Annotated in this window: 9 protein-coding genes; all 9 read left to right on the top strand. The window is 40.9% G+C overall.

Annotated elements, in window-relative coordinates:
* Position 1 precedes the first annotated feature (1 nt).
* The 9 genes from rplA to tuf all read left to right on the top strand — a co-directional run bounded on the left by rplA (position 2) and on the right by tuf (position 15560).
* Complete coding sequence (gene rplA, locus ASU03_RS16720) at positions 2-700, top strand: 50S ribosomal protein L1 (RefSeq protein ID WP_057832895.1); 699 nt, start codon at positions 2-4, stop codon at positions 698-700.
* 338 nt (positions 701-1038) lie between these two features.
* Complete coding sequence (gene rplJ, locus ASU03_RS16715) at positions 1039-1533, top strand: 50S ribosomal protein L10 (protein WP_057832894.1); 495 nt, start codon at positions 1039-1041, stop codon at positions 1531-1533.
* Positions 1534-1648: 115 nt separating this feature from the next.
* Entirely contained in the window at positions 1649-2014 is a 366-nt protein-coding gene (rplL, locus tag ASU03_RS16710; protein ID WP_057832893.1) for a 50S ribosomal protein L7/L12, read from the top strand.
* Positions 2015-2261: 247 nt separating this feature from the next.
* The gene (gene rpoB, locus ASU03_RS16705) at positions 2262-6290 is read left to right on the top strand and encodes a DNA-directed RNA polymerase subunit beta (RefSeq protein WP_057832892.1); all 4029 of its coding nucleotides are present in this window, start codon (positions 2262-2264) and stop codon (positions 6288-6290) included.
* A gap of 104 nt (positions 6291-6394) precedes the next feature.
* Positions 6395-10621 carry a DNA-directed RNA polymerase subunit beta' gene (rpoC, locus tag ASU03_RS16700; RefSeq protein ID WP_057832891.1) on the top strand — a complete coding sequence of 1409 codons (4227 nt, stop codon included), beginning with the start codon at positions 6395-6397 and terminating at the stop codon, positions 10619-10621.
* A gap of 321 nt (positions 10622-10942) precedes the next feature.
* A complete protein-coding gene (rpsL, locus tag ASU03_RS16695) occupies positions 10943-11317 on the top strand; it encodes a 30S ribosomal protein S12 (RefSeq protein WP_057182976.1) in 375 nt (124 codons plus the stop codon).
* Between the two features lie 116 nt (positions 11318-11433).
* Positions 11434-11907, top strand: a complete 474-nt coding sequence (rpsG, locus tag ASU03_RS16690; protein ID WP_019030130.1) for a 30S ribosomal protein S7 — start codon at positions 11434-11436, stop codon at positions 11905-11907.
* A gap of 268 nt (positions 11908-12175) precedes the next feature.
* Positions 12176-14275: an elongation factor G gene (gene fusA / locus ASU03_RS16685; protein ID WP_057832890.1), complete on the top strand. Its 2100-nt coding sequence runs from the start codon at positions 12176-12178 to the stop codon at positions 14273-14275.
* Between the two features lie 100 nt (positions 14276-14375).
* Positions 14376-15560 (top strand): elongation factor Tu, encoded by a 1185-nt coding sequence (gene tuf, locus ASU03_RS16680; RefSeq protein WP_057832889.1) that lies wholly within the window; start codon positions 14376-14378, stop codon positions 15558-15560.
* Positions 15561-15785 lie beyond the last annotated feature (225 nt).

Genomic DNA, 15785 nt, shown 5'->3' with positions numbered 1-15785 from the left:
AATGACTAAATTATCAAAACGCGCTCGTCTTATCCGTGAAAAAGTAGACGTATTAAAAGAATATGATATCAAAGAAGCTGTTGCTTTATTAAAGGAATTTGCTACTGCTAACTTCCGTGAAAGCGTAGATGTTGCGGTAAATCTTGGTATCGATGCTCGTAAATCAGATCAAAACGTTCGTGGTGCGACAGTATTACCAAATGGTACTGGCCGTGATGTACGTGTTGCTGTATTTACCCAAGGCGAAAACGCAGAGAAAGCTAAAGCAGCTGGTGCTGACATTGTTGGTATGGAAGATTTAGCTGCGCTAGTAAAAGCTGGCGAAATGAACTTCGACGTTGTTATTGCTTCTCCTGACGCAATGCGTGTTGTTGGTCAACTAGGTCAAATCTTAGGCCCTCGTGGTTTAATGCCTAACCCTAAAGTTGGCACAGTAACTCCTGATGTAGCTGGCGCTGTTAAAAAAGCCAAGTCTGGTCAGATCCGTTACCGCAACGACAAAAACGGCATCATCCATACCACTATTGGTAAGGCTGATTTCGATGCTGCACATTTGCAAGAAAACTTAGAAGCATTGCTTGAAGCGCTTAAAAAAGCAAAACCTGCCAATGCTAAAGGTCAATACTTGAAGAAAGTTTCTCTTTCTACAACTATGGGTGCCGGCGTTGTCGTCAACCAATCGACTCTTTCTCAAGACTAATATTTATCGGTAAATTATTACCTATAAATACTTGAGTAAATTTTCGTGTATTGAATCTTTACAAGGGAAAAATTATAATCTATAATTTCGCCCCTTAAATTTTGGTAGGAGTTGTCAGTTTTTTGACGTAATTGTTGAACAAAACAGACGACCCCCGTCCAAGACCGTAGGTGTAGATATATGCTACTTAATTTCCTACGTAGATGGTGATTACCCAGATATTTTCTTAAATTTTCTGGTCCTCGCCGTAATGGCCTAGAATGCAATTAGCGTTCTAGGGATTGTAAATATCGGTGCCTATATATTATATATGCCCGGTGAACCAGGAGTTAAAGCCCATGGCTATCAATCTTGATGATAAAAAAGCAATTGTTGCTGAAGTTCAAGAAGCTGCTAATGGCGCTCAATCAGTTGTAATCGCGGATGCCCGTGGTGTGCCTGTTGAAGCAATTACTGTATTGCGCAAGCAAGCACGTGAGAATGGTGTATGGATGAAAGTTGTCCGTAACACATTAGCACGTCGTGCAGTAGAAGGTACTGAATTTGAATGTGTTAAAGACGTATTCAAAGGTCCTTCATTAATCGCTTTCTCTAGTGAGCACCCAGGTGCTGCTGCACGTTTATTCACAGATTTCGCTAAAACTAACGAAAAATTTGAATTAAAAGCAGCTGCATTTGAAGGCAACACTGTAGACGTAAACATGTTAGCTAAGCTACCAACTTACGACGAAGCAATTGCACAATTAATGAGCGTTATGAAAGAAGCATCTGCAGGCAAGTTAGTCCGCACGATTGCTGCACTTCGCGATCAGAAAGAACAAGAAGCTGCATAATTTATTTTGTTTACTGAGGTAAACAAAATAAAAGCACTTTTTGTATTTATAGTTATTCAAAACAGCACATTATATTATTATATAAAGCTGTTTATTAAAAAACAGGAAATTTAAAATGTCTATTTCTAAAGACGATATCTTAAACGCAGTTGCTGACATGTCAGTAATGGACGTAGTTGCACTAATCGAAGCAATGGAAGAGAAGTTTGGCGTATCTGCTGCTGCTGCTACTGTTGTTGCTGGCGGTGATGCTGGTGCTGATACTGCAGAACAAACTGAATTTGACGTGGTAATGTCTAGCTTCGGTGAGAAGAAAGTTGCAGTAATCAAAGCAGTTCGTAGCGCTACAGGTCTAGGCCTTAAAGAAGCTAAAACTTTAGTTGAAGCGCTTGGCGTTGTTAAAGAAGGCGTAGATAAAGCTGAAGCAGAAACGCTTCTTAAACTTCTTGAAGAAGCTGGTGCTTCTGTTGAGATCAAATAATCTGTTTTTAAACAGATTATTTGCCTGAAAAGGCATGGCTGGTGATTTAAACGTCACCGGCCTTTTTGCGCTAAAAAAAATGATGCTTTTTTAAACTAAAACAGTGCATTATTTAGCGTGTAGGTGATTTTCTTATTATTAGAGAATTATCTAGTAATGTTTAGACGTAAATGTTACAGCATAACCTGTCTAACTGAGCTTTGCTCAGTAGGCAGATTTGGCCATAACCCGCAAGCTGAGGAACCCCATGGCTTACTCATACTTTGAGAAAAAGCGAATTAGAAAGGACTTTGGTAAAAGTGTACAAGTAATGGAATATCCATTTTTATTGTCCATTCAACTCGATTCTTTCCGCAAGTTTATTGATCTTGATACAACAGGTGAAACCGGTCTTCAGGCTGCTTTCCACTCTATTTTTCCAATTAAAGCTTATTCAGGTAGCTCAGAATTACAATATGTAAGCTATCATTTAGGTGAACCATTATTTGACGTTAAAGAATGTCAAATACGTGGTGTAACTTATTCTGCACCATTACGCGTGAAATTACGCTTAGTGGTATATGATAAAGAAGCAGCACCAGGTACTGTTAAAGATATCAAAGAACAAGAAGTGTACATGGGCGAAATCCCGTTGATGACAGATAACGGTACCTTCGTAATTAATGGTACTGAGCGTGTTATCGTTTCACAATTACATCGTTCTCCTGGTGTATTCTTTGATCACGATAAAGGTAAAACGCATTCATCGGGTAAAGTATTATATAACGCACGCGTTATTCCTTACCGCGGTTCATGGTTAGATTTTGAATTCGATCCAAAAGATAACTTATTTGTCCGTATCGATAGACGTCGTAAATTACCTGCGTCAATCATCTTACGAGCATTAGAATTTTCCACTGAAGAAATTCTAGCGATGTTCTATGACACAACTAATTACACCATTAAAGGTGATAAGTTGATCATGGATCTTATCCCTGAACGTCTTCGTGGTGAAACAGCAATTTTTGATATTTGTATCAAGAAAGGTGAAGTATTAGTTGAGTCTGGCCGTCGTATTACTGCCCGCCATATTCGCGCTTTATCAAAAGCTAAAATTGAGAAACTAGAAGTACCTGCGGAATATATTGTTGGTCGTGTTTTATCAAAAGCTTACATCGACAAATCTACGGGTGAAGTGATTGCTGAAGCAAATGCTGAAATTACCTTAGAATTATTAGCCGAGCTTAGCCAAGCGGGCCATAAAGTACTTTCTACTTTATATATGAACGAATTCGATGTTGGTTCATACATGTCTAATACCCTTCGTGTCGATGGTACAACTAACAAGCTAGAAGCTTTAGTTGAAATATACCGTATGATGCGTCCAGGCGAGCCGCCTACAAAAGATGCAGCTGAAGGTTTGTTTACTAACTTGTTCTTCTCATCGGAACGTTATGACTTATCAAAAGTAGGTCGTATGAAGTTCAACCGTCGTGTTGGCAATGCCGATGATGTGGGTTCAGGTATTTTATCAAAAGACGATATTATCTCGGTCATGAGAACCTTGATCAACATTCGTGACGGTAAAGGCGAAGTTGATGATATCGATCACTTAGGTAACCGTCGTATCCGCAGCGTTGGTGAAATGGCAGAAAACCAATTCCGTGTTGGTCTTGTTCGTGTTGAACGTGCCGTACGTGAGCGTTTGAGTCTTGGTGATCTAGATGCAATCATGCCACAAGATTTAATCAATGCTAAGCCAATTTCTGCGGCAGTGAAAGAGTTCTTTGGCTCATCACAATTGTCACAGTTTATGGATCAGAACAACCCGTTATCAGAAGTAACGCATAAGCGTCGTATTTCTGCCTTAGGGCCGGGTGGTCTAACCCGTGAACGTGCTGGTTTTGAAGTACGTGATGTCCATCCAACGCATTATGGTCGTGTTTGTCCAATCGAAACGCCAGAGGGTCCAAACATTGGTTTGATCAACTCGCTGTCGTGTTATGCACGTACTAATGATTACGGTTTCTTAGAAACACCCTACCGTAAAGTAATTGACGGTTTAGTGACTGATGACATTGATTATTTATCAGCAATTGAAGAGGGTAATTTTGTTATCGCTCAAGCAAATGCTAAATTTGATGATAAAAAAATGTTAACGGAAGAGTTAGTGAACTGTCGTCATAAAAACGAATTTACCTTAAAACCTTCTGCTGACGTTCAATATATGGATGTTTCTCCACAACAAATTATTTCTGTTGCGGCGTCACTTATTCCTTTCCTTGAACATGATGATGCTAACAGAGCCTTGATGGGCTCAAACATGCAACGTCAAGCGGTACCTACCCTAAAAGTGGATAAACCTCTTGTCGGTACGGGTATGGAAAAAGTTGTTGCAGTTGATTCTGGTGTTACTGCCGTTGCCAAACGTGGCGGTGTGGTGAGCTATGTTGATGCTTCACGTATCGTAGTTAAAGTTAATGAAGATGAAATGCTTGCTGGTGAAGCGGGTATTGATATTTATAACTTAACCAAATACACCCGTTCTAACCAAAATACCTGTATCAACCAACGTCCAGTGTGTCGTATGGGTGAGCCAGTAGTACGTGGTGATGTCTTAGCCGATGGTCCGTCAACAGATATGGGTGAATTGGCACTAGGCCAAAACATGCGTATCGCCTTCATGCCTTGGAATGGTTACAACTTTGAAGATTCAATGTTGTTATCTGAGCGTGTTGCTATTGAAGACAGATTTACTACTATTCACATTCAAGAACTAACCTGTATCGCTCGTGATACTAAACTTGGTAGTGAAGAAATTACCGCAGATATTCCCAACGTAGGTGAATCAGCATTATCTAAATTAGATGAAGCGGGTGTGGTTTACATTGGCGCTGAGGTAAATGGTGGTGACATCCTGGTGGGTAAAGTAACCCCTAAAGGTGAAACACAACTTACCCCAGAAGAAAAACTGTTACGTGCTATTTTCGGCGAGAAAGCTGCCGACGTTAAAGACAGTTCTTTACGTGTACCTAATTCAGTGAAAGGTACCATCATCGATGTGCAAATATTCACTCGTGACGGCGTAGAAAAAGATGCTCGTGCGGTTGAAATTGAACAAATGCAACTTAAAGAAGTTAAGAAAGATCTTGGCGATGAATTAAGCATCTTTGAAGATGGTATTTTTGCACGTACTAAAAAGTTATTGTTATCAGCCGGTTTAAATGAGTCTGACTTAACGTCTATGTCTCGTGACAATTGGTTAACGCAAAACTTAGCTGATGAAGGTCAGCAAGGCGAATTAGAGCAAATCGCTGAGCAATGGGGCAACATCAAAGAAGACTTCGATAAGAAGTTTGAAGTGAAACGTCGCAAAATCACTCAAGGTGATGACTTGCAACCAGGCGTGTTAAAAATAGTTAAGGTTTACCTAGCCGTTAAACGTTACATTCAGCCAGGTGATAAAATGGCGGGTCGTCACGGTAACAAGGGTGTTATTTCAAGAGTCGTACCCGTTGAAGATATGCCATATGATGAATTTGGTGTACCTGTTGATATCGTGTTGAACCCGTTAGGTGTTCCATCACGGATGAACATTGGTCAGATCTTAGAAACTCACTTAGGTATGGCGTGTCGCGGCATCGGTGAAAAGGTCAACCGTATGTTAGAAGCACAGCAAGAAATTCATAAACTACGTAACTTCATTCAAGAAGTTTACGATGTGGGTGAGTCTCGCCAAACCGTTGATCTTGCAACTTTCTCTGATGATGAAGTCATGCGTTTAGCTGATAATATGCGCGCTGGGCTAACCATAGCTACGCCTGCATTTGATGGCGCTGCTGAAAAAGACATCAAAGAGCTATTCAAACTTGCGGATATGCCTGAAAGCGGTCAGTTCTGGTTAACGGATGGTCGTACAGGTCGTAGGTTTGAGCGTCAAGTAACCGTAGGTTACATGTATATGTTAAAACTAAACCATTTAGTTGACGACAAAATGCATACTCGTTCTACTGGCTCATACAGCTTAGTTACTCAGCAACCACTTGGCGGTAAAGCGCAATTCGGTGGTCAGCGTTTTGGTGAGATGGAAGTGTGGGCCTTAGAAGCTTATGGCGCTGCTTATACCTTGCAAGAAATGCTTACGGTGAAATCTGATGATGTTGCTGGTCGTACTAAGATGTATAAGAGCTTAGTAGACGGTGATCACAGTATGGACCCAGGTATTCCTGAGTCGTTCAATGTATTACTTAAAGAAATTCGTTCTTTAGGTATCAACATCGAATTAGACAAAGATTAGTTTCTAAGCAAAAAGTGGCTGAATTTTTCTTAAATGAAAAGTCAGTAAGGGAAGAAGGCAAATTTTTGCCTTCTTCTAAGATTTAACTCCGACAGGAGAAGAGTGTGAAAGATTTACTTAAGTTTCTTAAGCAACAGAATCAAACCGAAGATTTCGATGGTATTCGCATCGGCTTAGCATCACCTGATTTGATGCGTTCATGGTCTTTTGGTGAAGTTAAAAAGCCAGAAACCATTAACTACCGTACCTTTAAACCAGAGCGTGATGGTTTATTCTGTGCACGTATTTTTGGCCCAGTAAAAGACTACGAATGTCTTTGTGGCAAATATAAACGTTTAAAGCATCGCGGCGTAATCTGTGAAAAATGTGGTGTTGAAGTTACCTTGACTAAAGTTCGTCGTGACCGTATGGGTCATATCGAATTAGCCAGTCCAGTTGCCCATATCTGGTTCTTAAAATCATTACCATCACGTATTGGTTTATTACTTGATATGACCTTGCGTGATATAGAACGTGTGCTTTATTTTGAATCCTATGTTGTGACCGAGCCAGGTATGACAACATTAGAAAAAAGCCAAATTCTAACGGAAGAAGAGTATCTTGATGCGTTAGAAGAGCATGGTGATGAATTTGATGCCTTAATGGGCGCAGAAGCTATCTTAGCTTTACTACAACAAATTGATTTAGAAGCTGAAGTAGCGCAAATGCGTGAAGAGCTTCCTGAGATCGGTAGTGAAACTAAACGTAAAAAAATCACTAAACGTTTAAAATTAATGGAAGCATTCGCTGCTTCAGGTAACAAGCCTGAGTGGATGATTATGAATGTTTTACCCATCTTACCACCGGATCTACGTCCGCTAGTACCATTGGATGGCGGCCGTTTTGCTACCTCTGATTTAAACGATTTATACCGTCGTGTTATTAACCGTAACAACCGTTTAAAACGTCTGCTCGACCTAGTTGCACCAGATATTATTGTCCGTAACGAAAAACGTATGTTACAAGAATCTGTTGATGCATTATTAGATAACGGTCGTCGTGGTCGTGCTATTACCGGTTCTAACAAACGCCCTCTTAAATCTCTTGCCGATATGATCAAAGGTAAGCAAGGTCGTTTCCGTCAGAATTTATTGGGTAAACGTGTAGATTACTCAGGTCGTTCGGTCATTACCGTTGGTCCAACACTTAAACTACATCAATGTGGTTTACCGAAGAAAATGGCCTTGGAATTATTCAAACCATTTATCTACGGTCTATTAGAGCGTCGTGGCTTAGCAACGACAATCAAAGCAGCTAAGAAATTAGTTGAGCGTGAAGGCGCTGAAGTTTGGGATGTACTTGATGAAGTCATCCGCGAACATCCAGTAATGCTTAACCGGGCACCAACACTACATAGATTAGGTATCCAAGCATTTGAGCCAGTGCTGATTGAAGGTAAAGCAATTCATCTTCATCCACTAGTTTGTGCGGCATACAATGCCGATTTCGATGGTGACCAAATGGCGGTACATGTACCTCTTACTATCGAAGCACAAATGGAAGCACGTACGTTGATGATGTCAACCAACAACGTATTAGCACCCGCTAACGGTGAGCCAATCATAGTACCATCACAAGATGTTGTTTTAGGTCTTTATTACCTAACACGTGACCGTGTTAATGGTAAAGGTGAAGGCATGATCTTTGCCGACGTTAAAGAAGCTGAAAAAGCATACCGTACTGAAGTAGCTGAATTACATGCTCGTGTCAAAGTTCGTATCACTGAGTACTCTAAAGATGCGGAAGGTAAGTTTACCGTACCGACAACAACTTTACGTAACACGACTGTCGGTCGTGCCATTATGTGGCAGATATGTCCAAAAGGACTACCGTTTGATTTAATTGATTTACCATTGGGTAAAAAACCAATTTCGAAATTAATCAATCATGCTTATCGTAACCTCGGTTTAAAAGAGACCGTAATTTTCGCTGACCAAATCATGTATACCGGTTTTCATTATGCAATGATAGCGGGTGCCTCGGTTGGTATCGAAGATATGGTTATTCCAGCTGCCAAGTACACCATCATTGAAGATTCAGAAGCTGAAGTTGCTGAAATTCAAGCACAGTTTGAGCAAGGTCTAGTCACTGAAGGTGAGAAGTACAACAAAGTAATCGATATCTGGTCGTCTGCGAACGAAAAAGTGTCGAAAGCGATGATGGATAACTTATCGAAAGAAATGGTTATGAACAAAGATGGTGAAATGGAAGAGCAAGATTCTTTCAACTCTATCTTTATGATGGCTGACTCGGGTGCTCGTGGTAGTGCCGCACAGATTCGTCAGCTGGCAGGTATGCGTGGCTTGATGGCTAAACCGGATGGTTCAATCATCGAAACACCAATCACGGCTAACTTCCGTGAAGGTCTTAGCGTATTACAATACTTCATCTCGACTCATGGTGCGCGTAAAGGTCTTGCCGATACTGCACTTAAAACAGCTAACTCGGGTTACTTAACTCGTCGTCTAGTGGATGTTGCCCAAGATTTAGTGGTTACTAATCATGACTGTGGCACCACAGATGGTTTATTAATGACACCATTAATCGAAGGTGGTGATGTTGTTGAGCCGCTTAGAGAACGTGTGCTAGGTCGTGTGGTTTGTGATGACGTATTAATTCCAGGTACGACAGAAGTATTACTTCCTCGTAATACCTTAATTGATGAAACACTTTGTGATCTTATTGAAGCCAATTCAGTTGATCAAATCAAAGTACGTTCAATCATTACTTGTAAAACTGACTTTGGTATTTGTGCCTTCTGTTATGGTCGTGATTTGGCCCGTGGTCATATGATCAACCAAGGTGAAGCTATTGGTGTTGTTGCGGCGCAATCAATTGGTGAACCAGGTACACAGCTTACCATGCGTACCTTCCATATCGGTGGTGCGGCATCACGTGCTACTGCAGATACCAACGTACAAGTTAAAAATACTGGTCATTTGAAATTACAAAATGCTAAGTTTGTAATCAATTCAGATAAAAATCTGGTTATAACCTCGCGTTCATCAGAATTAACCATTATTGATGAAATGGGTCGTGAGAAAGAACGTTATAAAGTGCCTTATGGCTCTGTGCTGACTAAAAATGATGGTCAATCAGTTACCATTGGCGATATAGTCGCTACCTGGGACCCACATACTCACCCTATTATCACGGAAGTAAAAGGTAAGGTGCAATTTGTTGACTTAGTTGATGGCGTAACCATGGTTCGTCAAACTGATGAGTTAACGGGTTTATCCAGCATTGTTATTACCGATGCAGCACAACGTAATGTTACCGGCAAAGAAATGCGTCCGGCACTGAAACTTGTTGATGGTAAAGGTAATGATGTAATGATCGCTGGTACTGAAATTCCAGCACTTTACTACTTGCCAGGTAATGCAATCGTTAACCTAGAAGATGGTGTGGAAGTAGGAGTTGGTGATGCACTAGCTCGTATACCACAAGCAAGTTCAAAAACTCGTGATATTACCGGTGGTCTACCACGTGTTGCTGATTTATTTGAAGCGCGTAAACCTAAACTTCCCGCCATTCTGGCCGAGAAGACTGGTGTGGTTGCTTTCGGTAAAGAAACTAAGGGCAAAGTACGTTTATTGATTACTCAGCCTAACGGTGACGTTTACGAAGAGATGATCCCTAAAACACGTCAATTAAATATCTATGAAGGTGAGCCAGTGATTAAAGGTGAATTAATCGCCGATGGTCCTGAATCGCCACATGATATTTTACGTTTACGTGGTGTTCCAGCGGTTGCTAACTACATTGTTAACGAAGTACAAGAAGTTTACCGTTTGCAGGGTGTTAAGATTAACGATAAACATATTGAAGTTATCGTCCGTCAGATGATCCGTAAGTGTGAAATTACTGAATCTGGTGATTCTAGGTTCCTTAAAGGTGAACAAGTTGAAGTGGCGCGAGTCAATATCTCAAACCGTGAACTTGAACTTGCCGGTAAGCAACCAGCTGAATACGAAATTCAGATGATGGGTATCACTAAAGCATCACTGGCAACTGAGTCGTTCATTTCAGCGGCCTCTTTCCAAGAAACAACACGTGTACTTACTGAAGCTGCTGTTGCAGGTAAGAAAGATGGTCTACGTGGCTTGAAAGAGAATGTTATCGTTGGTCGACTTATCCCAGCAGGTACAGGTTATTCGTACCATCAGGAACGTGCTCGACGTAAAGCTGCAGCATTAAACCCTGTTGCTGACACAAAAGTTTCAGCAGATGATGCAGAAAAAGCATTAACCGATGCTTTGAATGCGGATTTACTATCAGGCGATAATAAATAACCTTTTATCAGGGGCTTCCCTAAAAAGCGTTATTTAAAAAACCGTACCTTGGCTTTTATCAGTTAAGGTGCGGTTTTTTGTTTTAAGTGAGACATAATTCAGCCAAGGGCAGTTAAACCTTGACAGCTCAATCATTGACCTATAGAATTCCGCGACCTTATATTCTGTACCTCGTGTGCTTAATGTAAAAAGTATGGTAATTTTATACTTTGATAAGGTTAAAATAAATTACGAGCGTGTGAATCTTTTCCATTGATTTTAAGGTTCGCGCAATAATTTACTAAGGCTACTTTCCTTAGTAACAACTAATCAGGAGCTATAATGGCAACTATTAACCAACTAGTACGTAAACCACGTGTTAGACAAGTCACTAAAAGTAACGTTCCAGCGTTACAAGCTTGTCCACAACGTCGCGGCGTTTGTACTCGTGTGTATACTGTTACACCTAAAAAACCTAACTCTGCACTACGTAAAGTAGCTCGTGTTCGTTTAACTAACGGCTTCGAAGTTACCTCATACATCGGTGGTGAAGGGCATAACTTACAAGAGCATAGCGTGATTTTAATCCGTGGTGGTCGTGTTAAAGATTTACCTGGTGTGCGTTATCACACCGTTCGTGGCGCACTAGATTGTTCTGGTGTAAGCGACAGAAGACAAGGCCGTTCTAAGTACGGTGCTAAACGACCTAAATCTTAAGTTTTCCTTTCTTGTCCTAGTTAATAGGTAAGAGATAAAAAACGTTAAGTAAGGCCAAATTAAAAATTTTAAATTTATGTATTTTGGGTTAAACCTGAATAACACGGAGAATTGAGATGCCAAGAAGACGCGTCGTAGGGCAACGAAAAATATTGCCAGATCCTAAGTTCCATAACGAACTTTTAGCAAAATTCATCAACATCCTTATGGTTGATGGTAAGAAATCTACTGCCGAAAAAATTGTATACGGTGCATTAGACATTTTATCAACTAAAGAATCTGAAAAAAGCCAAATTGAGTTGTTCGAAACAGCTCTTGAGAACATCCGTCCATCTGTCGAAGTTAAATCTCGTCGTGTTGGTGGTTCTACTTATCAGGTACCAGTTGAAGTACGTCCAGTGCGTCGTAATGCGCTAGCCATGCGTTGGTTAGTTGAAGCAGCTCGTAAACGTGGTGAAAAATCAATGGCTCAGCGCCTAGCTAACGAAATGTTAGATGCGTCTGACAGCAAAGGTTCAGCGGTTAAGAAACGTGAAGACGTTCACCGTATGGCTGACGCTAACAAAGCATTCGCTCACTACCGCTGGTAAGCTAGCAGTATTGACTGATTGTATTACCTGTCTTTGGCTTTTGCTAAAAGGCAGGTACATGGCTAGTAAGAGTATTCTTGCTAGCCATACTCATTTTACCGGCTAGCGCTTTTCGCGATAATTCGAAAAATAAAAACAGAGTTTTATTAACTAAATATTTGCACTTTGAGCTTGGCTCGCTAACGAATATTTAGTTAATAACACTAAACATAAATTACTGGCTCATTTACCTTAATAAATTGACCTGTAATGGTAAGAGGATTTCATTTTGGCCCGTATCACCCCAATAGAGCGCTACCGAAATATTGGTATTTGTGCCCATGTAGATGCAGGTAAAACGACCACCACAGAGCGCATATTATTTTATACCGGTCTTTCTCATAAAATTGGTGAAGTGCACGACGGCGCGGCCACTATGGACTGGATGGAGCAAGAGCAAGAGCGTGGTATAACTATCACGTCTGCAGCAACAACCTGCTTCTGGAAAGGTATGGAAGGTCAATTTGAAAGCCACCGTATTAATATTATCGACACCCCAGGTCACGTCGACTTTACCATTGAAGTAGAGCGCTCGTTACGGGTACTTGATGGTGCGGTATTAGTGTTATGTGGCTCTTCTGGCGTGCAACCGCAAACCGAAACAGTTTGGCGTCAAATGGAAAAATATGCGGTACCACGCATAGTATTCGTTAACAAAATGGATAGAACAGGTGCAGATTTTTTAGCCGTTGTTGAACAATTAAAAGATCGTTTAGGTGCAAATGCTGTCCCTATCCACCTACCGATTGGCGCTGAAGACGATTTTTCTGGCGTTATTGATTTAGTTAAAATGAAAGCGATTAACTGGTCTGAAGAAGATCATGGTATGACTTTTACTTACGAAGAAATTCCTGCTGATATGCTTGAATTGGCTGAAGAATGGCGTGAGAACTTAGTTGCTGAAGCTGCTGAAGCCAATGAAGAGTTGATGGATAAGTACCTTGATGATGGTGTATTAACGGAAGACGAAATTAAAGCGGGTTTACGTGCGCGTACCTTAGCTAATGACATTATTTTATGTAGTTGTGGCTCGGCCTTTAAAAACAAAGGTGTACAAGCGGTACTTGATGCTGTGGTCGATTATTTACCCTCACCGACAGAAGTTGCGGCGATTACCGGTATTAATGATGATAAAGAAGAAAGCCAAGGTTTTCGTGAAGCAAGTGATGATGCACCTTTTTCTGCCTTAGCCTTTAAAATAGCAACAGACCCCTTTGTTGGTACTTTAACATTTTTCCGAGTTTATTCAGGCGTTGTACAAACCGGGGATAGTGTCTATAACCCAGTAAAGGGTAAGAAAGAGCGTTTTGGCCGTATCGTACAAATGCATGCTAATGATAGAAAAGAAATTAAAGAAGTTCGCGCTGGTGATATTGCTGCGGCAATTGGTTTGAAAGATGTCACCACGGGTGATACTTTATGTGATATCAACCATGTCATTACCTTAGAGCGCATGGAGTTTCCCGAGCCGGTAATTTCAGTTGCAGTAGAGCCAAGAACATTGGCCGCGCAAGATAAAATGGCTATAGCCTTAGGGAAATTAGCCGCCGAAGATCCATCATTTAGGGTACATACTGATGATGAGACCGGTCAAACCATCATTTCTGGTATGGGTGAACTACACTTAGAGATTTTAGTTGAACGCATGAAACGTGAATTTGGCGTAGAGTGTAATGTCGGTAATCCACAAGTATCTTATCGCGAAACTATCCGCAGTAGCGTAGAGGTTGAAGGTAAATTTATTCGTCAATCAGGTGGTAAAGGTCAATACGGTCATGTCGTGCTGAAGATGGAGCCTTTAGAAGAAGGTGGTGGTTTTGAGTTTGTTAACGAAATCGTTGGCGGCTCAGTACCAAAAGAATATATTCCTGCAATAGAAAAGGGCTGTAGAGAGCAAATGGACAGCGGCGTTTTAGCTGGCTTTCCATTATTAGACATTAAAGTCACGCTCGTTGATGGTTCTTTTCATGACGTTGACTCTAACGAGATAGCGTTTAAAGTTGCTGCCTCTATGGGCTTTAGAAAAGGCGCATTGGCAGCAAACCCTGTTATTCTAGAGCCAATGATGAAGGTTGAAGTGACTACACCTGAAGTCAATATGGGTGATGTTGTTGGTGACTTAAATCGTCGTCGCGGTTTGATAGAAGGTATGGACGAAGGTTCTGCCGGTTTGAAAATTGTAAATGCATTGGTACCCTTAGCTGAAATGTTTGGCTATGCTACCGACTTGCGTAGTGCTACTCAAGGCCGTGCATCTTACTCTATGGAGTTTCAGCAGTATAATGAAGCGCCGAAAATGGTAGCACAAAAAATTATGGATACTCATTAGGGCATCCATTACTAGAATATTAGATATTTACATCTGGCAAGGTCATTTTGACTGCGCCTTTTAATTTATATAGTTTACTAAACTTTAAGGTAATTGAAAAATGGCTAAAGAAAAATTTGAACGTACCAAACTGCACGTTAACGTTGGTACTATCGGTCACGTAGATCACGGTAAAACAACATTAACAGCGGCAATTTCTAAAGTGTTAGCGGAAAAATATGGCGGCGATGTCAAAGATTTTGCTCAAATCGATAATGCTCCTGAAGAGCGTGAACGTGGTATTACTATTAATACTTCTCACATCGAATATGATACAGAAGTTCGTCACTATGCCCACGTAGATTGTCCAGGCCATGCTGATTACATCAAAAACATGATCACCGGTGCTGCACAAATGGATGGCGCTATCTTAGTAGTTGCGGCTACTGATGGTCCTATGCCACAAACACGTGAGCACATCTTATTATCTCGTCAAGTTGGTGTTCCTTACATCATCGTATTCATGAACAAATGTGACATGGTTGATGACGAAGAGTTATTAGAGCTAGTAGAAATGGAAGTTCGTGAACTTCTTAGCGAATATGACTTCCCAGGTGATGATTTACCAGTAATTCAAGGTTCAGCCTTAGGTGCATTGAACGGCGAAGAAAAATGGGTAGAGAAAGTACTTGAGCTAGCTCATCACTTAGATACTTACATTCCAGAGCCAGAACGTGCAATTGATGCGGCATTCATTATGCCAATTGAAGACGTTTTCTCAATCTCAGGCCGTGGTACTGTAGTAACGGGTCGTGTTGAGTGTGGTATCGTTAAAGTTGGTGACGAAGTAGAAGTTGTTGGTATCCGTGATACACAAAAATCTACTTGTACTGGTGTTGAAATGTTCCGTAAGCTTCTTGACGAAGGTCGTGCTGGCGAGAACTGTGGTATTCTTCTTCGTGGTCTTAAGCGTGAAGATGTTGAACGTGGCCAAGTACTTTGTGCTCCAGGTTCAATCTTACCTCATACTAAATTCGAATCAGAAGTTTACATCTTAAGCAAAGATGAAGGTGGCCGTCATACTCCATTCTTCAAAGGCTACCGTCCACAGTTTTACTTCCGTACAACGGATATCACTGGTGCTGTAGAGCTTCCTGAAGGTGTTGAAATGGTAATGCCTGGTGACAACTTGAAGTTTGTTGTTGAGCTAATCAACCCAGTAGCGATGGATGAAGGTTTACGCTTCGCTATCCGTGAAGGTGGTCGTACTGTTGGTGCTGGTGTTGTTTCTAAAATTATATCTTAATTGATAATTAATTTGCGCTAGAGTTGGTGTTAGCGGCATTGACAGTACTCATTGACTCACGTCAACTGCGTACTTCTACTTTGCTAACACTGCATCTAGCAGCAAATTAATCTATCAATATTATAAGAAACAGTATTATTAAAAAAAGGTCGCTAACGCGGCCTTTTTTGATCTTGTTATACTGCAATTTAACCCGTGTAGGCGGGAACTTGTTCGCGCTAAATA

Origin of the sequence: Colwellia sp. TT2012, from assembly GCF_001440345.1 — a bacterium.
GTDB lineage: Bacteria > Pseudomonadota > Gammaproteobacteria > Enterobacterales > Alteromonadaceae > Colwellia.
The sequence above is the reverse complement of the archived record's forward strand: the minus strand, read 5'-3'. Positions and strand labels throughout refer to the sequence as shown.

Bases quoted from the DNA above. Each gene is read 5' to 3' on its own strand.
- rplA (WP_057832895.1), top strand. From the start codon at position 2: ATGACTAAATTATCAAAACGCGCTCGTCTTATCCGTGAAAAAGTAGAC.
- rplJ (WP_057832894.1), top strand. From the start codon at position 1,039: ATGGCTATCAATCTTGATGATAAAAAAGCAATTGTTGCTGAAGTTCAA.
- rplL (WP_057832893.1), top strand. From the start codon at position 1,649: ATGTCTATTTCTAAAGACGATATCTTAAACGCAGTTGCTGACATGTCA.
- rpoB (WP_057832892.1), top strand. From the start codon at position 2,262: ATGGCTTACTCATACTTTGAGAAAAAGCGAATTAGAAAGGACTTTGGT.
- rpsL (WP_057182976.1), top strand. From the start codon at position 10,943: ATGGCAACTATTAACCAACTAGTACGTAAACCACGTGTTAGACAAGTC.
- rpsG (WP_019030130.1), top strand. From the start codon at position 11,434: ATGCCAAGAAGACGCGTCGTAGGGCAACGAAAAATATTGCCAGATCCT.
- tuf (WP_057832889.1), top strand. From the start codon at position 14,376: ATGGCTAAAGAAAAATTTGAACGTACCAAACTGCACGTTAACGTTGGT.